The sequence below is a fragment of the Thauera sp. JM12B12 genome, assembly GCF_039614725.1.
Lineage (GTDB): Bacteria > Pseudomonadota > Gammaproteobacteria > Burkholderiales > Rhodocyclaceae > Thauera.
In genome coordinates this window covers 3,661,171-3,684,396 of the sequence record NZ_CP154859.1, presented here as the reverse complement: position 1 = coordinate 3,684,396, position 23,226 = coordinate 3,661,171, and the positions used below count along the sequence as shown (strand labels likewise).

General features: G+C 69.1%; 24 protein-coding genes and 1 tRNA gene. 8 read left to right on the top strand and 17 right to left on the bottom strand.

From position 1 onward, the window contains the following. Window positions 1–8 precede the first annotated feature (8 nt). The 3 genes from AAG895_RS16730 to AAG895_RS16720 form a co-directional block, all read right to left on the bottom strand. A complete protein-coding gene (locus AAG895_RS16730; RefSeq protein ID WP_345793115.1) occupies window positions 9–497 on the bottom strand; it encodes a DUF4124 domain-containing protein in 489 nt (162 codons plus the stop codon). A gap of 128 nt (window positions 498–625) precedes the next feature. Continuing rightward, window positions 626–2,035, bottom strand: coding sequence for a type I glutamate--ammonia ligase (gene glnA / locus AAG895_RS16725; RefSeq protein ID WP_345793114.1), 1,410 nt, complete (start codon window positions 2,033–2,035; stop codon window positions 626–628). 218 nt (window positions 2,036–2,253) lie between these two features. Then, window positions 2,254–3,444, bottom strand: a complete 1,191-nt coding sequence (locus tag AAG895_RS16720; RefSeq protein WP_345793113.1) for a cation diffusion facilitator family transporter — start codon at window positions 3,442–3,444, stop codon at window positions 2,254–2,256. Window positions 3,445–3,503: 59 nt separating this feature from the next. Between AAG895_RS16720 and AAG895_RS16715 the strand changes: the two genes are divergently transcribed. The 4 genes from AAG895_RS16715 (at window position 3,504) to clsB (ending at window position 7,111) form a co-directional block, all read left to right on the top strand. Next, window positions 3,504–3,956 (top strand): rhodanese-like domain-containing protein, encoded by a 453-nt coding sequence (locus tag AAG895_RS16715; RefSeq protein ID WP_345793112.1) that lies wholly within the window; start codon window positions 3,504–3,506, stop codon window positions 3,954–3,956. A 114-nt stretch (window positions 3,957–4,070) separates the two neighbouring features. After that, complete coding sequence (gene nadA / locus AAG895_RS16710) at window positions 4,071–5,171, top strand: quinolinate synthase NadA (RefSeq protein ID WP_345793111.1); 1,101 nt, start codon at window positions 4,071–4,073, stop codon at window positions 5,169–5,171. Window positions 5,172–5,207: 36 nt separating this feature from the next. Further along, window positions 5,208–5,957, top strand: a complete 750-nt coding sequence (locus AAG895_RS16705; protein ID WP_345793110.1) for an endonuclease/exonuclease/phosphatase family protein — start codon at window positions 5,208–5,210, stop codon at window positions 5,955–5,957. Further along, complete coding sequence (clsB, locus tag AAG895_RS16700; RefSeq protein ID WP_345793109.1) at window positions 5,957–7,111, top strand: cardiolipin synthase ClsB; 1,155 nt, start codon at window positions 5,957–5,959, stop codon at window positions 7,109–7,111. Before AAG895_RS16705 ends, clsB begins: the two co-directional genes overlap by 1 nt. 49 nt (window positions 7,112–7,160) lie before the next feature. On the opposite strand, the gene AAG895_RS16695 is transcribed toward clsB, so the two are convergent. Together AAG895_RS16695 and gluQRS are read right to left on the bottom strand one after the other, a co-directional pair. Next, window positions 7,161–7,586: a CoA-binding protein gene (locus AAG895_RS16695; protein ID WP_345793108.1), complete on the bottom strand. Its 426-nt coding sequence runs from the start codon at window positions 7,584–7,586 to the stop codon at window positions 7,161–7,163. 9 nt (window positions 7,587–7,595) lie between these two features. Then, entirely contained in the window at window positions 7,596–8,522 is a 927-nt protein-coding gene (gene gluQRS, locus AAG895_RS16690; protein ID WP_345793107.1) for a tRNA glutamyl-Q(34) synthetase GluQRS, read from the bottom strand. A 357-nt stretch (window positions 8,523–8,879) separates the two neighbouring features. Between gluQRS and AAG895_RS16685 the strand changes: the two genes are divergently transcribed. Both AAG895_RS16685 and def read left to right on the top strand, forming a co-directional pair. Further along, the gene (locus AAG895_RS16685; protein ID WP_345793106.1) at window positions 8,880–9,791 is read left to right on the top strand and encodes a DMT family transporter; all 912 of its coding nucleotides are present in this window, start codon (window positions 8,880–8,882) and stop codon (window positions 9,789–9,791) included. 22 nt (window positions 9,792–9,813) lie between these two features. Beyond that, window positions 9,814–10,338 (top strand): peptide deformylase, encoded by a 525-nt coding sequence (gene def, locus AAG895_RS16680; protein ID WP_345793105.1) that lies wholly within the window; start codon window positions 9,814–9,816, stop codon window positions 10,336–10,338. A 102-nt stretch (window positions 10,339–10,440) separates the two neighbouring features. Here the strand turns inward: def and ychF are convergent, their stop codons facing one another. The 8 genes from ychF to AAG895_RS16640 form a co-directional block, all read right to left on the bottom strand. Further along, complete coding sequence (gene ychF / locus AAG895_RS16675) at window positions 10,441–11,532, bottom strand: redox-regulated ATPase YchF (RefSeq protein WP_345793104.1); 1,092 nt, start codon at window positions 11,530–11,532, stop codon at window positions 10,441–10,443. Further along, window positions 11,529–12,221: an aminoacyl-tRNA hydrolase gene (gene pth / locus AAG895_RS16670; protein ID WP_345793103.1), complete on the bottom strand. Its 693-nt coding sequence runs from the start codon at window positions 12,219–12,221 to the stop codon at window positions 11,529–11,531. Before pth ends, ychF begins: the two co-directional genes overlap by 4 nt. 45 nt (window positions 12,222–12,266) lie before the next feature. Next, window positions 12,267–12,872, bottom strand: coding sequence for a 50S ribosomal protein L25/general stress protein Ctc (locus tag AAG895_RS16665; protein WP_345793102.1), 606 nt, complete (start codon window positions 12,870–12,872; stop codon window positions 12,267–12,269). 90 nt (window positions 12,873–12,962) lie between these two features. Then, complete coding sequence (locus AAG895_RS16660) at window positions 12,963–13,913, bottom strand: ribose-phosphate pyrophosphokinase (protein WP_345793101.1); 951 nt, start codon at window positions 13,911–13,913, stop codon at window positions 12,963–12,965. 89 nt (window positions 13,914–14,002) lie between these two features. After that, window positions 14,003–14,079 (bottom strand) — tRNA-Gln (locus tag AAG895_RS16655). A 45-nt stretch (window positions 14,080–14,124) separates the two neighbouring features. Continuing rightward, entirely contained in the window at window positions 14,125–15,012 is an 888-nt protein-coding gene (gene ispE, locus AAG895_RS16650; RefSeq protein WP_345793100.1) for a 4-(cytidine 5'-diphospho)-2-C-methyl-D-erythritol kinase, read from the bottom strand. After that, the gene (lolB, locus tag AAG895_RS16645) at window positions 14,994–15,599 is read right to left on the bottom strand and encodes a lipoprotein insertase outer membrane protein LolB (protein ID WP_345793099.1); all 606 of its coding nucleotides are present in this window, start codon (window positions 15,597–15,599) and stop codon (window positions 14,994–14,996) included. Before lolB ends, ispE begins: the two co-directional genes overlap by 19 nt. After that, entirely contained in the window at window positions 15,596–17,311 is a 1,716-nt protein-coding gene (locus AAG895_RS16640; RefSeq protein WP_345793098.1) for a tetratricopeptide repeat protein, read from the bottom strand. Before AAG895_RS16640 ends, lolB begins: the two co-directional genes overlap by 4 nt. 201 nt (window positions 17,312–17,512) lie before the next feature. Here AAG895_RS16640 and mutM point away from each other — a divergent pair, with 201 nt between their 5' ends. After that, on the top strand, window positions 17,513–18,331 hold the full coding sequence (gene mutM / locus AAG895_RS16635; protein WP_345793097.1) for a bifunctional DNA-formamidopyrimidine glycosylase/DNA-(apurinic or apyrimidinic site) lyase: 819 nt from the start codon (window positions 17,513–17,515) through the stop codon (window positions 18,329–18,331). Between the two features lie 159 nt (window positions 18,332–18,490). Next, window positions 18,491–20,461, top strand: a complete 1,971-nt coding sequence (locus AAG895_RS16630; RefSeq protein ID WP_345793096.1) for a dynamin family protein — start codon at window positions 18,491–18,493, stop codon at window positions 20,459–20,461. 93 nt (window positions 20,462–20,554) lie between these two features. Here AAG895_RS16630 and AAG895_RS16625 read toward each other — a convergent pair whose 3' ends face one another. Genes AAG895_RS16625 through AAG895_RS16610 form a run of 4 tightly spaced genes read right to left on the bottom strand, consistent with a single transcriptional unit; the run spans window position 20,555 to window position 23,223 of the window. Beyond that, on the bottom strand, window positions 20,555–20,806 hold the full coding sequence (locus AAG895_RS16625; RefSeq protein ID WP_345793095.1) for a YfhL family 4Fe-4S dicluster ferredoxin: 252 nt from the start codon (window positions 20,804–20,806) through the stop codon (window positions 20,555–20,557). 19 nt (window positions 20,807–20,825) lie between these two features. Then, on the bottom strand, window positions 20,826–21,314 hold the full coding sequence (gene coaD, locus AAG895_RS16620; protein ID WP_345793094.1) for a pantetheine-phosphate adenylyltransferase: 489 nt from the start codon (window positions 21,312–21,314) through the stop codon (window positions 20,826–20,828). After that, the gene (gene rsmD, locus AAG895_RS16615) at window positions 21,311–21,850 is read right to left on the bottom strand and encodes a 16S rRNA (guanine(966)-N(2))-methyltransferase RsmD (RefSeq protein WP_345793093.1); all 540 of its coding nucleotides are present in this window, start codon (window positions 21,848–21,850) and stop codon (window positions 21,311–21,313) included. The genes coaD and rsmD overlap by 4 nt, the downstream gene beginning before the upstream one ends. Then, entirely contained in the window at window positions 21,847–23,223 is a 1,377-nt protein-coding gene (locus tag AAG895_RS16610) for a pitrilysin family protein (protein WP_345793092.1), read from the bottom strand. Before AAG895_RS16610 ends, rsmD begins: the two co-directional genes overlap by 4 nt. Window positions 23,224–23,226: the final 3 nt, after the last annotated feature.

The following is a 23,226-nucleotide window of genomic DNA, read 5'->3' as shown; positions in this document are numbered from 1 at the left end:
TGCGGGGTTCATCGCAGGCCGGAGATCTCCCGGCGCAGGGCTTCGATGTTGCGCTTGTGGAGCTCGACCTTGTCCTTGAACGGCTGCAGGCGGTCGAGCACCTTCTGGTAGTTGCGCTCGTCGCCAAGGCGCACCGCCTCCTGTTCGGCGAGCGCCTTCTCGGCTTCGGCGAGGGCGCCTTCCTCGGTCGCCAGCTCGCCCTGCAGGACCTGGCGGCGGGCGTCGTCGCGGCTGCGCTGATCGTTCGGGCTCACGCGCGGAAAGGCGCCGGGTGAGGCGCTGGCCGGGGCGCCGGACGCGGCGGCGGGGCGGCGTACGGGTGCAGGCACGGTCGACACCGGCTGGTCGCTCTGCAGGCGTACGCAGTTGCGGCCGAGAGAGCGGTCGTTGGTGTAGGTCACCCGCCCGTCGGCATCGGTGCACTTGAAGATGTCCGCGTACGCAGGTGCTGCCAGGCCGGTGAGCAGGAGCAGCGGGAGGAGTCGAAACGGTCGCATGCGCTTGTCCGGACGCCAGCTGCGGGATGCCGGCACGCCCTTGTCCTTGCAGAATGAAGCCTGATTAGACCCCATAAAAAAAGGACGGGCAATGCCCGTCCTTTCCTCGCAGCGCAGTAATCCGCGGATTACAGGCTGTAGTACATGTCGAATTCCACCGGGTGTGTGGTGATGCGCATGCGGTCGACCTCTTCCATCTTCAGCGCGATGTAGGCGTCGATGAAGTCGTTCGAGAACACGCCGCCACGGGTCAGGAACTCGCGGTCCTTGTCGAGGTAGTCCAGCGCCTGCTCGAGGCTGGTGCACACGGTCGGGATGAGCGCGTCCTCTTCCGGCGGCAGGTCGTACAGGTTCTTGTCGGCCGGGTCGCCCGGGTGGATCTTGTTCTGGATGCCGTCCAGGCCCGCCATCATCAGCGCGGCGAAGCACAGGTAGGGGTTGGCCAGGGGATCCGGGAAACGCGCCTCGATGCGGCGGCCCTTCGGGTTGGCGGTGTAGGGGATGCGGATCGAGGCCGAACGGTTGCGCGCCGAGTAGGCCAGCTTGGTCGGGGCTTCGTAGTGCGGCACCAGGCGCTTGTAGGAGTTGGTGCCCGGGTTGGTGATCGCGTTGAGCGCGCGGGCGTGCTTGATGATGCCGCCGATGTAGTACAGCGCGGTCTCCGACAGGCCGGCATAGCCGTTGCCCGCGAACAGGTTCTGGCCGTCCTTCCAGATCGACTGGTGCACGTGCATGCCGGAACCGTTGTCGCCGACGATGGGCTTGGGCATGAAGGTGGCCGTCTTGCCGTACTGGTGGGCGACGTTGTGCACGATGTACTTGAGCACCTGGGTCCAGTCGGCGCGCTGGGTCAGCGTGCTGAACTTGGTGCCGATCTCGCACTGGCCGGCGTTGGCGACTTCGTGGTGATGCACCTCGACCGGCACGCCGCAGGCCTCCAGCGCCAGGCACATGGCGGCGCGCACGTCGTTGAGGCTGTCGACCGGCGGGACCGGGAAGTAGCCGCCCTTCACGCGCGGACGGTGGCCGGTGTTGCCGCCTTCGAACTTGTCGGCGGTGGACCAGGCGGCCTCTTCCGAGATGATCTTGCTATACACGCCGGACATATCGACCGACCACTCGACCGCGTCGAAGATGAAGAATTCGGGCTCGGGGCCGAAGAAGGCGGTGTCGCCGATGCCGGTGCTCTTCAGGTAGGCCTCGGCACGCTTGGCGATGGAGCGCGGGTCGCGATCGTAGCCCTTGCCGTCGGAAGGTTCGATGACGTCGCAGGTGATGACCAGGGTGGTCTCGTCGAAGAACGGGTCGATGTAGGCGGACGAGGGTTCCGGCATCAGCACCATGTCGGAGGCCTGGATGCCCTTCCAGCCGGCGATCGAAGAACCGTCGAAGGGATGGCCGTGCTCGAAGTGTTCCTCTTCGAAGGCGGACACGGGCAGACCGACGTGCTGCTCCTTGCCGCGGGTATCGGTGAAGCGCAGGTCCACGAAGCGGACTTCGTTTTCCTGGATCATCTTCATGACGTCTTGGGCGTTCATTTTCACTCCTGGTGAGATGAGGCGTTGTTGCGTTGAGCGGGTGGTGCAGCGGCCTGCGGTCGATGCGCCGGATTAGGGTGCAGGGCTCTAAGCACTAAGCGTGCCAGATGCTGTTGGCTACCGGTTTCATTGTGCCACAAGGGGGCATGCCCGAAAGCAGTGCCCGCGGCATGTTCGCAATGCACCGCAATGGTGCGCAAGGCATTTTGTGCGCACCATTACGGTGCGGTCTCCACAAAGATGCGGATGCTGCGGTAGTGCGGCTGATCCCGCAGCAGCGCACGATGGCGCGCGCGCAGCCCCTCCATGTGCGCCTGGTCGAGCGGTGCCGGGAGCACGATCTCGACCTCGATGCGCTGGCCCAGGTAGTGCAGCTGGATGCGCTTGGGCGCCGGCGCGCCAGGACCCAGGAGCGCGCGCATCTGATCGGTGATCTCCGGGCGGTCGGGCAGGGGGCCGGGCGGCATCACCTGCAGGTCGCCGTCGTCCTCGGGGTCGATGTGCACCAGCACGTCCTGGACCTCGGGGTGGGCGCTGCGTACGCGCAGGTATACCGAATCCGAGACACGGTGTCCCTCGGACACGGTGAGCCGCGGGTCCACCTGGACATGCGCGTCGCACAGCACACGGCCCGCCATGCGCCGGGTGCGCATCTCGTGCAGGCCGATCACGCCCGGCGTCTCCTGGATCGTCCGGCGCAGGCGTTGCCGCGCCTCTTCGGGCAAGCCGGTGTCGATCAGCTCGCCGACGGCGTTCCACGCCAGCTTCACGCCCATGCGCAGGATCAGGAAGCCGACGACCGCCGCTGCGAGCGGCTCGAGGAAGGGATAGCCCGCCAGGCTGCCGCCGATGCCCGCGGCCACCACCAGCGAAGATGCCGCGTCCGAGCGTGCATGCCAGGCGTTGGCCTCGAGCATCGGCGCGCGCAACCGGCGGGCGGCGGCAAGGGTGTAGCGGAACAGGCCTTCCTTGGCGAGCAGGGTGAACAGGGCCATCGCCAGCGCAGCCGGATGGAGAGCGGGCTGAGCGTCCATGTCCTGCAGGCGCACGCCCGAGTTCCACAGGAAACCGATGCCGACGCCACCGAGCACGGCACCCAGCAGCATCGTGGTCGCAGTCTCGATGCGCGCATGTCCATAGGGATGGTCTCCGTCGGCCGGGTCGGCGCTGCGCCGACCGGCGATCAGCACAAGAAGGTCGGTCACGAGATCCGACAGCGTATGGGCGGCGTCTGCGACCAGGCTGAAGGCGTTGGCGAACAGGCCGATGAAGACCTGCCCCAGTGCGAGCGTCGAGTTGGTCAGGATGGCGACCAGTGTGGCGCGCTGGATGCCCCGGCTGCGGGCAGCTTCGCCGTCCTGCGGGGGCTTGGGTGCGGTGCTGCGAAGGGATGCTCGAGCGGGGTGCATGGGGGGGCGCGATGGACGCGCTATACTTCGGCCGACCTTCATTTTAGACGGATGTTCGCATGGGAACCCTGTCGGACCTGTTGTCCCTCGCGCACGAGCGCGCCGAGACGCTCGCCCTGCCCTACCAGGGCGCGCTCACGCCCGCCGAAAGCTGGCAGGTGATGCAGCTTGCCCCTGGCGCCAAGCTCGTCGATGTGCGCACGCGAGCCGAACTCGACTGGGTCGGGCGGGTGCCGGGTGCGGTCGAGATCGAGTGGAAGTCCTACCCCTCGATGCAGGAGAATACGAACTTCCTCGCCCAGCTCAAGCATCAGGTCGATTCCGAAGCGCTCGTGCTGTTCCTGTGCCGCTCGGGTGCGCGCTCGGATTCCGCAGCGCGTCTCGCGAGTGCCAACGGCTATGCGAACTGCTACAACGTCCTCGAGGGCTTCGAGGGCGACCGCGACGCCAACAACCAGCGCAACCGCATCGGTGGCTGGCGTCACGCCGGCCTGCCCTGGTATCAGGGCTGAGCGGCAACAAACCCTTACCCGGCCCCTCGCGGCCCGACCGAACCCGGGGCCCCGTGCTGGGGTCCGATACCCGTAACCCCGGGGATTGCCCCCAACGGATCCGGATAGCGAACCATGCAAGTGTCCACCATCAGCTTCGACCGTTTCAACGTGCTCGCCGACAACGAGGCGCAGGAGCGCATCCGCGCCGCCCGCGCGCGTCTCGGCGAGCGGGCGGTGCTGCTGTGCCACCATTACCAGCGCGCCGATGTCTACCAGCACGCCGACCTCACCGGCGACTCCTTGAAGCTCGCCCGCCTGGCCTCGCAGACCGACGCGGAGTTCATCGTGTTCTGCGGCGTGCATTTCATGGCCGAGGTCGCCGACATCCTGTCCAAGCCCAGCCAGATCGCGATCCTGCCCGACCTCGCGGCGGGCTGCTCGATGGCCGACATGGCGAGCCTGGCCAAGGTCGAACGCTGCTGGCGCGAGCTCGCCGAGGTGCTCGACAAGCCGGACGAGCTGATCACCCCGGTCACCTACATCAACTCTGCGGCCGACCTCAAGGCCTTCTGCGGCGAGCACGGCGGCATCGTGTGCACCTCGACCAACGCCCCGACCATCCTTGACTGGGCGTTCTCGAAGCGCGAGAAGGTGCTGTTCTTCCCCGACCAGCACCTCGGGCGCTGGACCGGCTTCAAGAAGGGCATTCCGCTCGACGAGATGGTGGTCTGGGATCCCGACCTCGAGTACGGCGGCCTCACCCCCGAGCAGATCCGCAACGCGAAGATCCTGCTGTGGAAGGGCCACTGCTCGGTGCATCAGATGTTCCAGCCGGTGCACATCGACCGCTGGCGCGAGAAGCACCCGCAGGGCTTCGTGATCTCCCACCCCGAGAGCATGCTCGAGGTGTGCCAGAAGTCCGATTACGTCGGCTCGACCGAGTTCATCCTCAACACCGTCACCCAGGCGCCGCCCAACACCCACTGGCTGGTGGGCACCGAGCTCAACCTGGTGAGCCGGCTGGCCGAGGAGATGAAGCCGCAGGGCAAGGTGGTGCAGTTCATGGCGCCGACGGTGTGCATGTGCTCGACGATGCAGCGCATCGACCCGCAGCACCTGGCGTGGACGCTGGAGAACCTCGCCGAGGGCAAGGTGGTGAACCAGATCAAGGTGCCCGAGCACGAGGCCGAGCTCGCCCGCATCGCGCTCGACCGCATGCTCGCGGTGTCCTGAGGCGGCGCCGATCCTACCAACCCGCAGCGGGCGGCCATGACGCTCCGAATCTGCAGCTACAACATCCACAAGGGCTTCTCGCAGTTCAACCGCCGCATGGTGGTGCATGAGCTGCGCGAGCGGCTGCGCAGCCTGGATGCGGATCTCGTCTTCCTGCAGGAGGTGCAGGGCCTGCACCTCGGCCATCCGGTGCGCCACCCCGACTGGCCGCTGCAGCCGCAGCACGAGTTCCTCGCCGAGGACGCCTGGCAGCAGACCGCCTACGGCGGCAACGCGGTCTACGACCACGGCCACCACGGCAACGCCATCCTCAGCCGTCACCTGATTCTGAGCACCGCCAACCAGGACGTGTCCGACCACCGCTTCGAGCGTCGCGGTCTGCTGCACTGCGAGGTCGAGCTGCCCGCGTTCGAGCGCCCGGTGCACTGCGTCTGCGTGCACCTCGGGCTGATGGCGGGCAGCCGACGGCGGCAGATGATGGCGCTCGCCGAGCGCATGGAGCAGCTCGCGCCGGACGATGCGCCGCTGATCATCGCCGGCGACTTCAACGACTGGCGTAACCACGCCGACGACCTGCTCGGCCGCCGCCTCGGGCTCACCGAAGCCTTCGGCAGCGGGCGCGGGCGTCCGGCGCGCAGCTTCCCGAGCGCGCTGCCCTTCTTCCGCCTCGACCGCATCTACGTGCGCGGTTTCCGCGTCCGCCAGGCCCAGGTGCATTACGGCGCGCCGTGGGCGCGGATCTCCGATCACGCGGCGCTCACCGCCGACCTGGAGCCGGTTTCCTGATGCGCTTCGTCGCCGGCAACGCGGTCGGGCTGCTGGAAAATGGCGAGCAATACTTCCCGGCCCTGGAGGCGGCAATCGAGGGCGCGGCGGCGGAGATCTTCCTGCAGAGCTACATCTTCCGCGACGACCGCACCGGACGCCGCATCGCCGCGGCGCTCGAGCGTGCCGCGGCCCGGGGGGTGGTCGTGCGCGTGATGGTCGACGGCTTCGGCGGGCGCGATTTCGTCGCCCGGCTGCTGCCCCGCCTGCGCGCGGCCGGCGTGCAGGTGCTGGTCTATCGCCGTGAGTTGCGCATGCTGTCGCTGCGCCGCCATCGCCTGCGTCGGCTCCATCGCAAGCTGGTGGTCGTAGATGGGCGGCGCGCCTTCGTCGGTGGGATCAACATCGTCGATGACTACGATGCGGGCGTGCTGGCCCATCCGCGCCACGACTATGCAGTGGTCGTCGAGGGGCCGCTGCTCGCGCCCATTCTCGACTCGGCGCAGCGGCTGTGGCGGCTGGTGGCGTGGGCGAGCTTTCGCCGGCGCGACTCGCAGCCGGCGCTGGCGCCGCCCCTTACGGCGCCGGCGGGTGCGCTTCGCGCGGCCTTCATCGTGCGCGACAACCTGCGCCACCGGCACGCGATCGAGGACGCCTACCTGGACGCGATCGCGCGCGCGCGCGATGAGATCGTCATCGCCAATGCCTACTTCTTTCCCGGAAGTCGTTTCCGCCAGGCACTCGTCGATGCCGCCGGGCGCGGCGTGAAGGTCACGTTGCTGTTGCAGGGGCTGTCGGATCATCCGCTGCAGGCCTACGCCACGCGCGCGCTCTACCCGATGTTCCTCGCCCGTGGCATCCGCCTGTTCGAATATCACCGCAGCCACCTGCACGCGAAGGTGGCGGTGATCGACCGTCAGTGGTCCACGGTGGGTTCGAGCAACATCGACGCCTTCAGTCTGTTGCTCGCGCGCGAGGCCAACGTGGTCATCGACGACGCCGGCTTCGCCGACGGCCTGCGCGCAAGCCTCGAGCAGGCGATCTGCGCAGGGGCGCGGGAACTGCGCGTGACCGACTGGCAGCGCCTGCCGCTCGTGCGCCGCGGCCTGAGCTGGCTGGCCTATCAGCTCGTGCGCCTGGCGATCGGCGTCGCGGGCTACGGCGGCAGCCACTGAGGGCGGGCGCCCGCAGCGCGGGCGACCGGAGCGCCCCGGCTGCGGGCGCTCAGCTTCCGATCAGGCGCTGGTGCTCGATCTTCGTGCAGCGGTCGACGACGACCTTGAGCCCGGCCTCGGCCGCCTTTCGCGAGGCTTCGGGCGCGATCACGCCGAGCTGCAACCACACGCAGCCCGCGCCCACCGCGATCGCCTCATCCACCACCGCCATCACCTCGGCCGGCTTGCGGAACACGTCCACGATGTCGATCCGCTCCGGCACCTCGTGCAGGCTCGGGTAGCATTTCAGCCCCATGACCTCGGAGTAGGCCGGATTGACCGGGATGATCGTGTAACCCGCGCGCTGCAGGCGATGGGCGACCTCGTTGCTGGGGCGATCGGGCTTGGCGGAGAGGCCGACGATGGCGATCGTGCGGCTGTCCTCGAGCAGCTTGCGGATGGCTTCGGGCTGAGCGCTGATGTCGTTCGGGTGCATGCGAGTTCCTCAGTGAAAGCCGGGCGCCTCCGCCTGGCGGCGGCGGGGCACGGCGGCGATGGACCAGTGCGCCCGCGCCCACTGCCAGATCTCCGCCAGTGGCGCGGCGGCGAGCGCGGCGGGGGGATTCTGGCCGAGAAAGCGCAGGGCGGCCAGCAGCGCGGTGGCCGGCGGATGTTCGTCGATCGCGCGCGCGAGCGTCTGTTTCGAAAGCTTCTCGCCCGCGGCGTTGGTCGCCAGCGGCAGGTGCGCGTAGGCGGGCACGGTTTGGCCGAGCAGGCCGAGCAGGTGGATCTGGCGTGCGGTCGAATCGAGCAGATCGGCGCCACGCACGACGTGGGTCACGCCGGCCTCGGCGTCATCGACGACCACCGCGAGCTGGTAGGCGAAGAGGCCGTCGGCGCGCCGGATCACGTAGTCGCCGGCATCGGCGGCGAGGTCGATCTGCTGCGTGCCCTGCACCGCGTCGTCGAAGCGGATCACGCCCTCGGCGCGCACGCGCCAGGCGCGTCCCTCGCGTCCGGGCGGCAGGCCGTCGCGACAGGTTCCCGGGTAGCGGCGCGAGCCGTCGCGGGCGAGCGGCTGGTCGGCGAGCTCGCGCCGGGTGCAGGTGCAGGGGTAGGCGTGCCCCGCTGCCTTCAGGGTCTCCAGCGCGGCGGCGTAGGTGGCCGTGCGCGCGCTCTGCCAGACGATCTCGCCGTCCCATTCGAAGCCGAAGCGCTCAAGTGTGGCAATGATGCCCTCGGCGGCGCCGGGGACGGTGCGCGGCGCATCCACGTCCTCGATGCGCAGCAGCCAGCGGCCCTGATGGGCGCGCGCATCGAGGAAGCTGCCGACCGCGGCGACCAGCGAGCCAAAGTGCAGCGCGCCCGTGGGCGAGGGGGCGAAGCGGCCGACGTAAGGGGTGTTGGAGAAGGGGGGGGGGCTGTGCGGCATGGCGTGGATGCTAGCACCGCAGGCATGGTGCTCGAACGCGCGGCTGTGTGCCGGTGCGCCCGCATCGGCGCCGGGCGGTGAGTACGTGCCGGGACCCGCACCAGGATGGGGCCGACGCGGGCGGGATGGAGTATCGTCCACAGCTTCGCGTCCCGGCCATTTCGGTGAGCGTGCCGCCTTCATCGAGCCGCTTCATCGATTCGGCTCATCGAGCCTCCTCATCGCGCTCCCCGCTCCGCACTCCTTGATCGCACTGCCCTCCGTGTCGTTCGTTCCATCGTCCCCCTCGCCGCCCGCCTTCGAACACTGCCCACGCTGCTCCGCGGGTGATCCAGCGCGGATGCGCGCGGAGCGCCGATGAGCGCCGCGCCCACGTCCGCCACGCCGCCCGGCGCGCACAGGCTGCAGGCCGACCTCCTGCTCACGCTCACCACGATCATCGCCGCCGCCGGCTGGATCTTCTCCAAGGAGGCGCTCGCCGGCATGCCGCCGCTGATCTTCATCGGCCTGCGCTTCGCCCTCGCCGGGCTCGTGCTGGCGATGTTCTCGCTACCGCAGCTGCGTGCGCTCGATCGCCGCGGACTGCGCAACAGCCTGCTCGTCGGCGCCCTTTTCGCGGGTGGCATGGTGCTGTGGATCCTCGGGCTGTCGCACAGCAGCCACCTCGGCGAGGCCTCGTTCATCTCCAGCATGGGCATCGTCATGGTGCCGGTGTTCGCGCGCCTGTTCTTCGGCGACCGTCCTCCGGCGAGCACCTGGTTCGCGCTGCCGCTCGCGCTCGCCGGCTTTGCCTGCCTGTCGCTCGATGGCGGTTTCGAGGTCGAGCTCGGGCAGTGGTTCTTCCTCGGCGCGGCGCTGGTGTTCGCGCTGATGTTCAACGTCAATTCGCACGTCGTCCGCAATGTGCCGGTGCGTGCGCTGAGCGTGGTGCAGATGCTCGCGGTGGGTGTACTGGTGCTGCCGCCGGCGCTGCTCATCGAGTCCTGGCCGCAGACCTGGAGCGCACCGGTGCTCGGCTGGCTGCTCGCCAGCGCGCTGCTCGCCACGACCCTGCGCTTTCTGGTACAGCTCTATGGCCAGAGCCTCACCACGCCGAGCCACGCCGCGCTGATCATGATGCTCGAGCCGGTGTGGACCGCGCTCGCCGCCGCCTGGTGGTTCGCCGAGACCATGAGCGCGCTGCAGCTCGCCGGCTGCGGGCTGATCTTCATGGCGCTGGTGGTGAGCCGCTGGGCGTGGATCCGCGGCCTCTTCGGAGAGCGCGCGTGAAAACGACGAGGATGCAAAGCCGATGACTGTCCGTACCCTGCTCCGCATGGGTGACCCGCGCCTGCTGCAGCCCGCCGCGCCGGTCACCACGTTCGCCACGCCCGAACTCGCCGCGCTGATCGAGGACATGTTCGACACCATGGCCGCGCACGGCGGCGTAGGCCTGGCCGCGCCGCAGATCGGCGTCGGCCTGCAGGTGGTGATCTTCGGCTTCGAGCACAGCGAGCGCTATCCGGATGCGCCGCCGGTGCCGCGCACCATCCTGCTGAACCCGGTGATCATCCCGCTCTCCGTGGAAAGCGAGGAGGGCTGGGAGGGCTGCCTGTCGGTGCCCGGCCTGCGCGGCATGGTGCCGCGCGCCACCCGCATCCGCTACACCGGTTTCACGCCGGAGGGCGAGTCGATCGAGCGCTTCGCCGAGGGCTTCCATGCGCGCGTGGTGCAGCACGAGTGCGACCACCTGGCCGGCGTGCTCTATCCGATGCGGGTGCGGGATTTTCGCCGCTTCGGGTTCACAGACGTGCTGTTTCCGGAACTGCAGGGATAGGCCGAGCGGGTTCGGGCGTGCGCGAAAAGAAGCGACCCCGTCGCGGCGCCTTGCCGGGACGGGGTCTCGAGGGGCTGGCGGGATGCGTCCGCGCGGCTGGATTCAGACGTTGAACAGGAAGTTCAGCACGTCGCCATCCTTGACCACGTACTCCTTGCCTTCCGCGCGCATCTTGCCCGCCTCCTTGGCGCCGGCCTCGCCCTTGAACTGGATGAAGTCGTCGAAGGCGATGGTCTGGGCGCGGATGAAGCCGCGCTCGAAGTCGGTGTGGATGACGCCTGCGGCCTGCGGCGCGGTGTCGCCGACGTGGATGGTCCACGCGCGCACTTCCTTGACGCCGGCAGTGAAATAGGTCTGCAGGCCGAGCAGCGTGTAGCCGGCGCGGATCAGGCGGTCGAGGCCGGGCTCCTCGAGGCCCATGGTCTCGAGGAATTCCTTCTTGTCGGCGTCCTCGAGGTCGGCGATCTCGGCTTCGATCGCGGCGCACAGCGCGACCACCTCGGCACCCTCGGCGGCGGCGTGGGCACGCACGGCGTCGAGATGCGGGTTGTTCTCGAAGCCGTCCTCGGCGACGTTGGCGGCGTAAAGCACCGGCTTGGCGGTGATCAGGCAGAAGGGCTTGAGGCTGGCCCATTCTTCCTTGGACAGGTCGAGCGCGCGCACGGCCTTGCCCTGGTCGAGCTGAGCGAAGCACTTCTCGAGCACCGCGACCAGGATCTTCGCTTCCTTGTCACCCGAAGCGGCGGGACGCTTGTAGCGGTTGAGCGCCTTCTCGACGGTGGCCATGTCGGCCAGCGCGAGCTCGGTGTCGATGACCTCGATGTCGCGGATCGGATCGACGCTGCCGGAGACGTGGATCACGTTGTCGTCGGCGAAGCAGCGCACCACGTGCACGATGGCATCGGTCTCGCGGATGTTGGCGAGGAACTGGTTGCCCAGGCCTTCGCCCTTGGAGGCGCCGGCGACCAGGCCGGCGATGTCGACGAACTCGACGATCGCGGGCTGGATCTTCTGCGGCTTGACGATCTCGGCAAGCTGGGCGAGGCGCGGATCGGGCACCTCGACGATGCCGACGTTGGGCTCGATGGTGCAGAAGGGGTAGTTCTCGGCCTGGATGCCGGCCTTGGTGAGGGCGTTGAACAGGGTCGACTTGCCGACGTTGGGCAGGCCGACGATTCCGCATTTCAGGCTCATGGCTGGGATTCGTCCTTGGGTGTGTCTGAGGCCGCCGCGCCGGGCGTGGCTGCGGGTCCGGGCGCCTTGGGGGGCTTCGGAGGCTTTGGCGGCTTTGGCGGCGCAGGGCGGGCGTTGAGCTTGGTGGCGGCGGCGTTGAGCTCGCCGCGCACGATCTGCGGCCAGATCGCAAGCGCCTTGTCGAGGGCCTCGTCGATCAGTTGCTGCTCTTCGCGGCGCGCCGGCTTGAGCACGAAGTTCACGACTTCGTTGCGGTCGCCGGGGTGGCCGATACCAATGCGCAGCCGCCAGTAATCGTTGGTGTTGAGGTGGGCCGAGGTGTCCTTCAGCCCGTTGTGGCCGCCGAGGCCGCCGCCGAACTTCAGCCGCAGCTGCCCAGGCGGGATGTCGAGCTCGTCATGCACGACGAGGATCTCGGCCGGCTCGATGCGATAGAAACGCGCGAGCGCACCGATCGCCTGGCCGGAGCGGTTCATGAAGGTCTGTGGCATCAGCAGCCACATGCCGGCCTCGCGCGCGTTGGCGACCAGGCCGTGGAAACGGGATTCGTGCGAGAAGCGTGCGCCGAGCCGGTCGGCGAGCCGCTCACAAAACCAAAACCCGGCGTTGTGCCGGGTCTCGGAATATTCGGCGCCCGGATTGCCCAGGCCGACGATCAGACGAGGCGGGCGCGCGGGCGCGTTGCTCATCGTGCGTTGGCTTCCGGCATCCGGATCGCAGGCGGCGGAAGTGGCTTACGCCGCTTCGCCTTCGCCTTCGCCCTCGGCAGCCGCACCCTTCACGAGCAGCGCGGTGGCGACGACCGGGTCGCCTTCGCCGTGCGCCACCAGCTCGACGCCGGCCGGCAGCTTGATCTGCGAGACGTGCACCGACTGGCCGGCTTCCATCGCCGACAGGTCGACCTCGATGAACTCGGGCAGGTCCTTCGGCAGGCACTGAACGTCGAGTTCGTTGATGGTGTGCGAGATCATGCAGCCGCCGAGCTTGACCGCCGGGCTGACGTCGTCGCCGACGAAGTGCAGCGGCACCTTCAGGTGCATCTTCTGGGCGGCGTCGACGCGCTGGAAGTCGAGGTGCAGCACCTGCTGCTTGAACGGATGCCACTGGGTGTCGCGCAGCACGACGGACTGCTTGGCGCCATCGACGTCGATGCTCAGCACGGAAGCGTGGAAGGCTTCCTTGCGCAGCAGGTGGTAGAGCTCGTTGTGGTCCATGGCGACGGCCTGGGCTTCGCCGGCGCCGCCGTAGATGATGCCCGGGACCTGGCCGGCGCGACGCAGGCGGCGGCTCGCACCCGTACCCTGCGCGTCACGCTTGGTGGCCTTGAATTCGATTTGCATGGTGTTGCTCCTGAGTGAAGGGTGTCCCCGACCGCGACCAGACGGAGACGGTGAAAGCCCACGTGGCGCTGAGCCGCGCGGGCGAAAGGCTTATTCCATGAACAGCGAGGAAACGGATTCCTCGTTGCTGATGCGCAGGATGGTGTCGGCGAGCAACGAGGCCACCGAGATCTGGCGGATGCGGTTGCAGGCCTTGGCATCCTCGCGCAGCGGGATGGTGTCGGTGACGACCAGCTCGTCGAGCGCAGAGTCGTTGATGCGCGACACCGCAGCGCCCGACAGCACGGCGTGGGTGCAGTAGGACAGCACGCGCTTGGCGCCGTGCTCCTTGAGCGCCGCAGCGGCCTTGCACAGGGTACCCGCGGTGTCGACGATGTCGTCCATGATCACGCAGGTGCGGCCCTCGACTTCGCCGATGATGTTCATCACCTCGGACACGTTGGCCTTCGGGCGGCGCTTGTCGATGATCGCCAGGTCGCACTCCATGCGCTTGGCGAAAGCGCGCGCGCGCACCACGCCACCGACGTCGGGCGACACGACCAGCAGGTCGTCGTACTTCTGCTTGTCGAGGTCGGCGAGCAGCACCGGCGCGGCGTAGACGTTATCGACCGGGATGTCGAAGAAGCCCTGGATCTGGTCGGCGTGCAAATCCATGGTCAGCAGGCGCTGGACGCCGACCGCCTGCAGCATGTTGGCCACGACCTTGGCGGTGATCGGCACGCGCGCCGAGCGCGGGCGGCGGTCCTGGCGGGCGTAGCCGAAATACGGCAGCGCGGCGGTGATGCGGCCGGCCGAGGCGCGCTTCAATGCGTCGACCAGCACCAGCAGCTCCATCAGGTTGTCGTTGGTCGGCGAGCAGGTGGGCTGCAGGACGAAGACGTCCTTGCCGCGCACGTTCTCGAGCAGTTCGACGTTGACCTCGCCGTCCGAGAAGCGGCCGACGGTGGCCGAACCGAGGGAAATACCCAGACGTCGCGTCACGTCGGCGCCAAGCTTGGGATTGGCGTTGCCGGTGAAGACCATCAGGCTGCCGTGGGGCATGACCGCTACTCCGATGCCGTGTAAATTTTCTGCCGGTAGAAACGATTCGGGCAGGCACCGGGAAAAACCTGGGCCTGCCCGACGTTGTATGGCTGGGGAGGAAGGATTCGAACCCTCGAATGCCGGAATCAAAATCCGGTGCCTTAACCGACTTGGCGACTCCCCAAGAAACCTTTTTCACTGCGATGCCGATCGGACGATCAGGCGGGCGCTATTCTAACCACTCGTAAAGCGGATGGCGAGCCAGACTGCGCGCTACCCATGCCTTCCAGCGTGGCGGACAACTTTTCGCGATGCGGTCGGCCTCGGCTTCCGAGGGAACTTCCGCAAACACGCAGGCGCCCGAGCCTGTCATCATGGCTGGCGCTCGGGCGCTCAACCAGTCGATCGCATCCTGCACCGCGGGATACCGACTGCACGCAACGGGCTGCAGGTCGTTTCGCGTGGTGCTTGCTGCGAAGTCCGCCATTTTGATGAGGGGCGTGTTTCGCGTCAAGTCCTGCGCAGAAAAAATTTCGGCAGTCGGTACGGAGACGCCGGGCGAGATCACCACGTACCACGCCGGGGGCAGGTCAAGCGCCTGCAGCGCCTCGCCTACGCCCTCCGCGAAGGCGTCGCGGCCGAACACGAACACCGGCACGTCGGCGCCAAGCTGCAAGCCCAGCCCCTGCAACGCGTTGCGCGACAGACCGGTGTTCCACAGGCGGTTGAGCGCGATCAGCGTGGTTGCGGCGTCCGAACTGCCGCCGCCGATGCCGCCGCCCATCGGCAGCCGCTTGTGCACGGTGACGTCGGCACCGAGGGCGGTGCCGGTCCGGGCTTGCAGCAGGCGCGCAGCGCGGACGACGAGGTCCGCGTCTTCCTCCACGCCGGGTACGTCGTTCACCCGCCTGATCACGCCGTCGGTACGCAGGCCGAAGTCCAGGCTGTCGCCCCAGTCGAGCAGTCTGAACGCGGTCTGCAGCAGGTGGTAGCCGTCGGCACGGCGGCCGACGACGTGGAGGAACAGGTTGAGCTTGGCCGGGGCCGGACAGCCGAGCAGGCGGGTGGCGGTGTCGCGGGCGCCGGGCTGTGCCGCGGTCAGGGCTGGGTGGTCCATGCGTCGATGATCAGGCGGATGCGCGCGTCGCCGCGCGAGATGTCGAGCCGCGTGGGCGGGGAATCGGGGTGCTCGTCCGCGTAGGCGAGGTAGTCGATGCGCCAGCCCTCGTCGATGACATGGAGCGGGCGTCCGGCGCCGTCGCGCACGCGCACCTGGGTGGCGGCGTCGGTTGCGCCCTGGACCCACAGCGGCAGGCGCGCGGCCGGAACGTCGACGCCGAGCACCGACGGCAGCAGTGCGTCGGCGCTGGCGGCATCGATCCGCGAGCCGTCGGCGTGCGTGAGGCTGGCGCCCTGCGGACCGCGGTCGAGGCGGGCGACGACCTGTCCGAGCGGGCTCAGCAGCAGCAGGCGATCGCGCTCCGGGGCGTGCTCCCATTCCACTCTGCCGCTCGCCGCCTGGCGGCCGTCCGTGGCCGACAGCCGGCCTTCGAGCGTGAAGCCGGGCAGTGCAGCGCGGCGCGCCGCGACGGCCGGCTCACGCGGCGTCAGCGGCGCGCAGGCGGCGAGCAGGGCGCTGGCTGCGCCGGCAAGAAGAAACCTCCGGCGGGCGGACGGGCGCACCGGACTCGTCGTTGCGCTCATCGGAGGCCCAGGCGGCGCACCGTGTCGGCGAGGAGCTTGTTCTCGGGGTGGGCAGCGAGCGCCTGGTCGAAGATGCGGCGGGCGTCTTCGCGACGCTCGAGGCTCCACAGCACCTCGCCGAGGTGCGCGGCGATCTCGGCGTCCTGGCGCTTGGCGTAGGCGCGCTCGAGGTGAACGAGGGCGCCCGCACCGTCGCCGCGACGGAAGCGCACCCAGCCCAGGCTGTCGAGGATGAAGGGGTCATCCGGCGAGAGTTCGAGCGCACGCAGGATGAGCGCTTCGGCTTCGTCAAGCCGCAGCTTGCGGTCGGCGAGCGAGTAGCCGAGCGCATTGTGGGCATGAGCGTGATCGGGCTGCAGCGCGATGACCCTGCGCAGCCGCGTCTCCATCAGGTCGATGCGGTCGATGCGCTCGGCCAGCATGGCCGCCTCGTAGAGCAGGGCGGTGTCGTCGGGCGTCTCGCGCAGGGCGTCGTCGATGACCAGCAGCGCCTCGGCGGGACGGTCGGCGTCGCGCAGGATCTGCACCTCGGCGAGGACGTAGCGGCGCATGATCTCCGGCTCGTCGGCCTCGCCCTGAAGCAGGGCGCGGGCTTCATCGACGCGGCCCTCGCGCGCCAGGCTCTGGGCGCTGCGGATGTTGGCCTCGGGGCGGAGCTCGGGGTCGGAGATCTCGTCGAACCAGGTGCGCGCGGCCTCGCCCTGGCCGCGATCGGCGGCGAGCTGGCCCAGATGCAGGCGGATCAGGTCGGGCTGCGGGTGGCCGGCGGCGAGCGCGCGCGCGAAATGGGTCTCCGCCACCGCGGGTTCGTTCAGCTGCATGGACAGGAGCCCGACCGCATAGAGGAGTTCGCCATCGTCGGGGCGCGCCTCGAGCAGGCGGCGGAATTCCCTGCGCGCGTCGTCGAAACGCTGGGCCGACACCAGGCTGCGGGCCCAGGCAAGGCGCAGCGTGCTGCTCTCCGGCTTGAGCGCGAGCGCGGATTCGAGCTGGCGCAGGGCCTCGTCACCGGCGCCGCCCTGCTGCAGGATCTGCGCCTTGAGCAGCACCGCCGGTTCCCAGCCCTGGTTGAGCTCGAGCGCGCGATTCACCGCCGCCAGCGCGCCCATGGAATCCTCGGCGGCCATGGCCGCCTGCGCGCGCGCGATGTGGGCCTCGGGTACGTCGAGATAGGGTTCGGTGAGGCGATTGACGATCGAGCGGACCGCCTGCTTGTCGGCCACGCGCGCCAGCGTGCGGTTGAGTCCGAGCAGGTTCTGGGCGAGGCGGCCGTTGGACTGCGCGAGCACGCGGGCGAGCTGGATCTGGATGGCGTCGAGGTTGACCTCGCCGCCGTGTTCGGCGCTCGTCATGCTCGCCAATACTCGCCGTGCCTCTTCCGAGTCCGGCGCCACCTCTGCCCAGATGCGGGCGGCCTCGGAGGCCATGCGCAGGTTGCGCGAGTACATCGCGATCTCGGTCGCGCGCCGTGCAATGCGCGGGTCGCGGGTGGAGCGCGCGAGGTCGAGGTAGAGCTGCGCGGAGAGGCCGATCTGGCCGCGCGCGCCGGCGATCTCGGCGAGCAGGAAGCTGTACAGCGTGCGCGGGGTCAGCTCCTGGTCGGGCAGCGGACCGCCCACCGCGTCGCCATTGGCCGCCGTCGCGGCGCCGCCGGCGCCGATCGCGAGGGCGAGGCAGAGGGAGCGGGCGAGGCGGGTAAGCTGGGTCTTCATGGAAAGGGTCCGGCGCGACTGCGGTGGAGTTGCGAAAAAGCGCCCACCTTCCGGCGGTGCTGGATGACGCCGGTTGGAGAGGCTGAATTAGAATTCGGTTCGCGTCATGGTATGCAGATCGATGTCCCTGCCGCAACACGTCGTGCCGCCAGGGCCCGTCGTGTCGCCCGCCGCCGTTCGCCCACGAGCCCCCATTCCCCCATGCCCGAACTGCCCGAAGTCGAGACCACCTGCCGCGGGATCCGGCCTCACGTCGAGGGTCGCGCCCTGAGCGCCCTCGTCGTGCGCAACCCGCGCCTGCGCGTGCCGGTGCCGGACACGCTGCCGGCCCGGATCGGCGGGCGCATCCTGCGCACGGTCGGCAGGCGGGCCAAATACCTGTTGCTCGGCTTCGACGGCGGGAGCGTGATCGTGCACCTGGGCATGTCGGGCAGCCTGCGCGTGGTGCCCAGCAGCGAGCCGCCGGGCGCCCACGACCATGTCGATTTCGTGTTCGGGGCGCAGGCGCTGCGCCTGCGCGATCCGCGCCGCTTCGGCATGGTGGTGTGGCAGGAGGGGGATGTCGCGCGTCATCCCTTGCTGGCGAACCTCGGGCCCGAACCGCTCGATGCGGCCTTCGACACCGACTGGCTGTACGCCGTGACGCGCGGGCTGCGGGCGCCGCTCAAGCATGTGCTCATGGACAGCCATCGCGTCGTCGGCGTCGGCAACATCTACGCCTCGGAGAGCCTGTTCCGTGCCCGCATCCATCCGCTCGAGCCTGCCGGGCACCTCGGTCCCCGGCGCTGCGCGCGGCTGGTGGCATCGGTGCGCGCGACGCTGGCGGCGGCGATCGCCGCGGGTGGCAGCACGCTGCGCGACTTCGTCGGCGGCGACGGCCAGCCGGGCTACTTCCAGCAGCAGTATTTCGTCTATGGACGCAGCGGCGAGCCCTGCCGCGTGTGCGGCAGCGCTGTGCGCCGCATCGTCAGCGCACAGCGGGCGACCTACTTCTGTCCGCGCTGTCAGCGGCGCAGCTGAGCGCGCGCACCGCCCGCGCAGCTTGCGTTCGGCGTCCGCCGTGCACTTTGGCACGGATCCGCGGCGTGAAGCTGGCTATGCTCAGCGTGCGGGGGTGCGGGAGATCCGGCCGTGCCTTTTGCGCGCGCCTGCCGCGCGCCCTGTCCGACGAGCGAATCCATGACCGACCTGACCGAACAATTCTCTGCCTACAGCCGCTGGCGCGGCCAGACCGGCGATGCGGTGACGCGGTTGCGCGCCTGGCTGGCGCGCAACGACGTCGGTGACGTGCAGTCCGACCTGCGCCTGCAGTACCTGCTCGAGCGCCTGCACGACGACAAGCTGACGGTGGCCTTCGTCGCCGAGTTCTCGCGCGGCAAGTCGGAGCTCATCAACGCCATCTTCTTCGGCGATCACGGCGACCGCATCCTGCCCTCCAGCGCCGGTCGCACCACCATGTGTCCGACCGAGCTGCAGTGGAGCAAGGGCGCCACGCCCGAGCTGCGCCTGCTGCCGATCCGCTCGCGCGCTCGACAGGCGCCGGTGAGCGAACTCAAGCGCTATCGCGAAGCGTGGACCATCGTCGCGCTCGAGGCGGTCGATGCCTCCAGCCTGCAGGCGGCGCTGGCGCGCGTGGGCGAGACCGAGCGGGTGGAGGCGGACGAGGCCGAGTCCCTCGGGTTCGCGGTTGACGCCTCGGGCGACGAGGGCATCAAGCCGGGCGCCGATGGCATGGTCGAGATTCCGCGCTGGCGCCATGCGGTGATCCAGTTCCCGCATCCGCTGCTCGAGCAGGGGCTGGTGGTGCTCGATACGCCGGGCCTGAACGCGATCGGCGCGGAGCCCGAGCTCACCCTGTCGATGCTGCCCAACGCCCACGCCGTGCTGTTCATCCTCGCGGCCGACACCGGCGTCACTCAGAGCGATCTCGCGGTGTGGCGCAATTACGTGCAAGGCAGCGCCACGCGCCAGCGCGGCCGCCTGGTGGTGCTCAACAAGATCGATGGCTTGTGGGACGGCCTGCGCGACGAGGCGCGCATCGAGGCCGAGCTCGGGCGCCAGGTCGAATCCGTGGCGGACACGCTCGGCATCGAGCGCGGCGCGGTGTTCCCGGTCTCCGCCCAGAAGGGGCTGGTGGCGCGGATCCAGGGGGATGCCGAGCTGCTCGAGCGCAGTCGCATTCCCGCGCTCGAGCGTGCGCTCAGCGACGACCTGCTGCCCACCAAGCAGGACATCGTGCGCGAGGACACGCTGGCCGAAACGCGCGAGGTGGCGGCACGCACCCGCGCGCTGCTCGAGGGCCGGCTGTCCGGGCTGTGCGAGCAGTTGCAGGAGCTCACCGACCTCCGTGGCAAGAACCAGAGCGTCCTCGAATACATGATGCGCAAGATCCGCACGGAGAAGGAGGAGTTCGAGCAGGGCCTGCAGAAGTACTACGCGGTGCGCTCGGTGTTTTCGAACCTGACCAACAGCCTGCTCGCGCACATGGGGCTCGACGCGTTGCGCGACGAGACGCGGCGCACGCGCGAGGCGATGCTGGAGTCGACCTTCACGCGCGGGCTGCGCGAGGCCATGGAGGGATACTTCCACAACCTGCGCACCAACCTGCAGCGGTCCAGCGCCGAGATCAGCGAGATCTCCCGCATGCTGGAGACGATGTACAAGCGTTTCAGCGTCGAGCACGGACTCAAGCTGTCGCCGCCGGAGAGCTTCTCGACGATGCGGTACGAGGCCGAACTCGACCGCCTCGAGGCGATCTTCAATCGCCAGATCAACACTGCGCTCACGCTGGTCACCACCGAGAAGCATGCGCTCACGCAGAAGTTCTTCGAAACCGTGGCGATGCAGGCGCGGCGCACCTTCGAGATCGCCAACCAGGACGTCGAACAGTGGCTGCGGGCGGTGATGTCGCCGCTCGACACGCAGGTGCGCGAGTATCAGATCCAGCTCAAGCGCCGGCTGGAGAGCGTCAAGCGCATCCACGAGGCCACCGACACGCTGGAGAATCGGGTCGAGGAGCTCAAGCAGGGCGAGGAGGCGGTTCGCACGCTGATCGCCGAGCTCGACGGGCTGGAGGCGGGCATTGCCGCCGCCCTCGGCGTGCCGGCTCAGGTGGCGGAGCAGCGCGGGGGCTTGCGCGCCGCGGCCTGAGGTCGAGCGGTCCGGTCGGCAGCAGGCGCAACGAAAAAGGGCAGGCCGACGGCCTGCCCTTGCCGCGTGGACGCGGGGTGTTCGCTGTCTTGCTCAGGCCTTTCCGGTCAGCTTGAGGAACTTCTCCATCAGCTGGTCCTTGGTCTCCGAGTGGCCCGGGTCGAGCGGAATACAGTCGACCGGGCACACCTGCTGGCACTGCGGTTCGTCGAAGTGACCGACGCACTCGGTGCACTTGTCGGGGTCGATCTCATAGATCTCTTCGCCCTGGTAAATCGCGCCGTTGGGGCACTCCGGTTCGCAGACGTCGCAGTTGATGCATTCGTCGGTAATCATCAGAGCCATGGTCTTCGCTTCCTTGCGTTTACTTTGATTTCAGTCTTTCCTGCAGCCGTGCGAGCACCCTGGGCTGCACGAACTTGCTCACATCGCCGCCGAGGCGGGCGATCTCCCGCACCATCGTGGCCGAGATGAACATGAACTCCTCTCCCGGCGTGAGGAATACCGTTTCGACGTCCGGGTAGAGCTTGCGGTTCATCCCCGCCATCTGGAATTCGTACTCGAAGTCCGATACCGCGCGCAGCCCGCGAAGGATCACGCGCGCATCCTGCTGCTTCAGGAACTCCATCAGCAGGCAGTCGAAACCGACCACTTCCACGTTGGGGAAGGCGGATACCGCGTCGCGCGCGATGTCGACCCGATCCTCGAGCGAGAAGATCGGATTCTTGCTGTTGCTGCGCGCGACCGCGACCACCACGCGGTCGAACAGGATCGCGGCCCGCCGCACGAGATCCTCATGGCCGCGGGTGAACGGGTCGAAGGTACCCGGGTACACCGCGATCGTTTCCTTCATGCCTGGCTCCTGCGCATCAGATGGAAGTGAACCTGTCCGGCGCGGCCCTGTTTGATGGCATGCCACGCGCCCAGCTGTTCCACTGCGGCCTCGGACTCGACGTATAGCCAGCCGTCCGGCACCACGAGCCGGTCGAGCCAGGGCAGCACCCGCTCGATCCAGCCCTGCTTGTAAGGCGGGTCGAGAAACACGCCGTCGAACGTGCGCGGCGTCGTCTGCGCGAATCTTACCGCATCGCCGCGCACGATCTCTACTTGCGAAGCCTGTAGGGTCTTTGCCGCCTTGTGCAATGCATCGAAGGCGCGCGGATCACGCTCGACGAGGACGACCTCGGCGGCACCGCGCGAGGCCGCCTCGAAGCCGAGGATGCCGGAGCCGGCGAAGAGGTCGAGGCAGCGCTGGCGGTCGAGATCCTGGCCCAGCCAGTTGAAGAGGGTCTCGCGCACGCGGTCGGGCGTCGGACGCAGGCCGGGCACGGCGGCAACCTCGAGCAGGCGCGAGCGCCATGCGCCGCCGACGATGCGCACCCGGCTCACTGCGCACCGCCCGGGGCGGCCGCGGGCGCGGCAGCCTGGTCGCCGTCGCCGCCGGCGATCACGGTGACGAGCTGCTCGGGGCGGATGCGGCGCTGCCAGGCATCCCGCACCGCCTCGGCGGTCACGGCTTCCACCGCGCGGGGATAGGTGTCGAGCCAGTCGAGCGGGAGGCGATAGAAGCCGATCATGGCGACGTGGTCGAGCAGCTTCGCGTTCGAGTCCAGGCGCAGACCGAAGCCGTTGACGATGTTGTCCTTGGCCGCCCGCAGTTCCTCCGCGCTCGGACCCTCGGCAAGGAAGCGGTCGAGCGTCTCGCGCACCACCGCGAGCGCCTCGTCGGCCTGCGCGCCGCGCGTCTGCAGGCCGATCTGGAACGGGCCTGCGACCTGTTGCGGCGACAGGAAGCTGTACACGCTGTAGGCGAAGCCGCGCTTTTCGCGCACTTCACGGGTGAGGCGCGACACGAAGCCGCCGCCGCCGAGGACGTAGTTGCCCACCAGCAGCGGGAAATAGTCCGGATCCTCGCGCGCCATGCCGGGCTGGCCGACGAGGATATGGGCCTGCGCCGACGGATGCGGGATGCGGATCACCTGCGCGCGTGTCGCCGCCGGCGGTGGCGGCGGCGAGGCCGCCTCGGTGGCGGGCAGCGCCGCGGTGAGGCGGACGGCGATGCGCTCGGCGGTGGCGCGGTCCACGTCGCCGACGATGGCCACCGCGGCGCGTCCGGCGCCGTAGTGGCGGCGGTGGAAATCGACCAGGTCGTCGCGGCCGAGGGCGGCGAGCGACTCGGGCGTGCTGTCGTTGCCGTATGGATGGCCCGCGTACAGCACGGCGTTGAACTGGCGGGCGGCGAGCGTCGCGGGCTTGGTCAGCGCCTCGCGCAGGCCGGCGATGGCGCGGCTGCGCTCGCGCTCGAGGATGTCGGCGGGGAAGCTCGGGCGCGCGAGCAGGGTGGCGACGAGTTCGACCGCGGCGTCGAGCTCGGTCGCGGACGACAGGCTGCGCAGCGAGAGGCTGGCGCGATCGTTGTCGGCGCCGCCACGGACCTCGATGCCGAGGTCGGCCTTGCGGTCGGCGATGGTCTGCTCGTCGAGCTCGCCGGCGCCGGCGTCGAGCAGAGCCTGGGTCATGCTCGCGAGTCCGGCCTTGCCTGCGGGGTCGAGCGCAGTGCCGGCGGCGAAGTCGACCTGGATATCCACCAGCGGCAGGGCGCGGCTTTCGACGAAATGCACGCGCGCCCCGGTCGTGGCGGTCCAGTGCTGGATCTCGGGGGTGGCGAGCACCGGGCTGGCGAAGGCGGCGAGGCCGAGGCAGAGCGCGGCGCGGCCGGCGGCGCGGCGGCGGGCGGTGATGGCGGAGCTGAAGGCGGACATGGC

Coding starts and splice junctions, on each gene's coding strand:
- AAG895_RS16730 (WP_345793115.1), bottom strand. CDS start 497: ATGCGACCGTTTCGACTCCTCCCGCTGCTCCTGCTCACCGGCCTGGCA.
- nadA (WP_345793111.1), top strand. CDS start 4,071: ATGCAAGTGTCCACCATCAGCTTCGACCGTTTCAACGTGCTCGCCGAC.
- AAG895_RS16640 (WP_345793098.1), bottom strand. CDS start 17,311: ATGAAGACCCAGCTTACCCGCCTCGCCCGCTCCCTCTGCCTCGCCCTC.
- AAG895_RS16630 (WP_345793096.1), top strand. CDS start 18,491: ATGACCGACCTGACCGAACAATTCTCTGCCTACAGCCGCTGGCGCGGC.
- lolB (WP_345793099.1), bottom strand. CDS start 15,599: ATGAGCGCAACGACGAGTCCGGTGCGCCCGTCCGCCCGCCGGAGGTTT.
- AAG895_RS16720 (WP_345793113.1), bottom strand. CDS start 3,444: ATGCACCCCGCTCGAGCATCCCTTCGCAGCACCGCACCCAAGCCCCCG.
- AAG895_RS16665 (WP_345793102.1), bottom strand. CDS start 12,872: ATGCAAATCGAATTCAAGGCCACCAAGCGTGACGCGCAGGGTACGGGT.
- mutM (WP_345793097.1), top strand. CDS start 17,513: ATGCCCGAACTGCCCGAAGTCGAGACCACCTGCCGCGGGATCCGGCCT.
- AAG895_RS16610 (WP_345793092.1), bottom strand. CDS start 23,223: ATGTCCGCCTTCAGCTCCGCCATCACCGCCCGCCGCCGCGCCGCCGGC.
- AAG895_RS16695 (WP_345793108.1), bottom strand. CDS start 7,586: ATGCACCCGAACGACATCAGCGCTCAGCCCGAAGCCATCCGCAAGCTG.
- gluQRS (WP_345793107.1), bottom strand. CDS start 8,522: ATGCCGCACAGCCCCCCCCCCTTCTCCAACACCCCTTACGTCGGCCGC.
- clsB (WP_345793109.1), top strand. CDS start 5,957: ATGCGCTTCGTCGCCGGCAACGCGGTCGGGCTGCTGGAAAATGGCGAG.
- AAG895_RS16705 (WP_345793110.1), top strand. CDS start 5,208: ATGACGCTCCGAATCTGCAGCTACAACATCCACAAGGGCTTCTCGCAG.
- ychF (WP_345793104.1), bottom strand. CDS start 11,532: ATGAGCCTGAAATGCGGAATCGTCGGCCTGCCCAACGTCGGCAAGTCG.
- ispE (WP_345793100.1), bottom strand. CDS start 15,012: ATGGACCACCCAGCCCTGACCGCGGCACAGCCCGGCGCCCGCGACACC.
- AAG895_RS16685 (WP_345793106.1), top strand. CDS start 8,880: ATGAGCGCCGCGCCCACGTCCGCCACGCCGCCCGGCGCGCACAGGCTG.
- AAG895_RS16625 (WP_345793095.1), bottom strand. CDS start 20,806: ATGGCTCTGATGATTACCGACGAATGCATCAACTGCGACGTCTGCGAA.
- coaD (WP_345793094.1), bottom strand. CDS start 21,314: ATGAAGGAAACGATCGCGGTGTACCCGGGTACCTTCGACCCGTTCACC.
- def (WP_345793105.1), top strand. CDS start 9,814: ATGACTGTCCGTACCCTGCTCCGCATGGGTGACCCGCGCCTGCTGCAG.
- AAG895_RS16715 (WP_345793112.1), top strand. CDS start 3,504: ATGGGAACCCTGTCGGACCTGTTGTCCCTCGCGCACGAGCGCGCCGAG.
- glnA (WP_345793114.1), bottom strand. CDS start 2,035: ATGAACGCCCAAGACGTCATGAAGATGATCCAGGAAAACGAAGTCCGC.
- pth (WP_345793103.1), bottom strand. CDS start 12,221: ATGAGCAACGCGCCCGCGCGCCCGCCTCGTCTGATCGTCGGCCTGGGC.
- AAG895_RS16660 (WP_345793101.1), bottom strand. CDS start 13,913: ATGCCCCACGGCAGCCTGATGGTCTTCACCGGCAACGCCAATCCCAAG.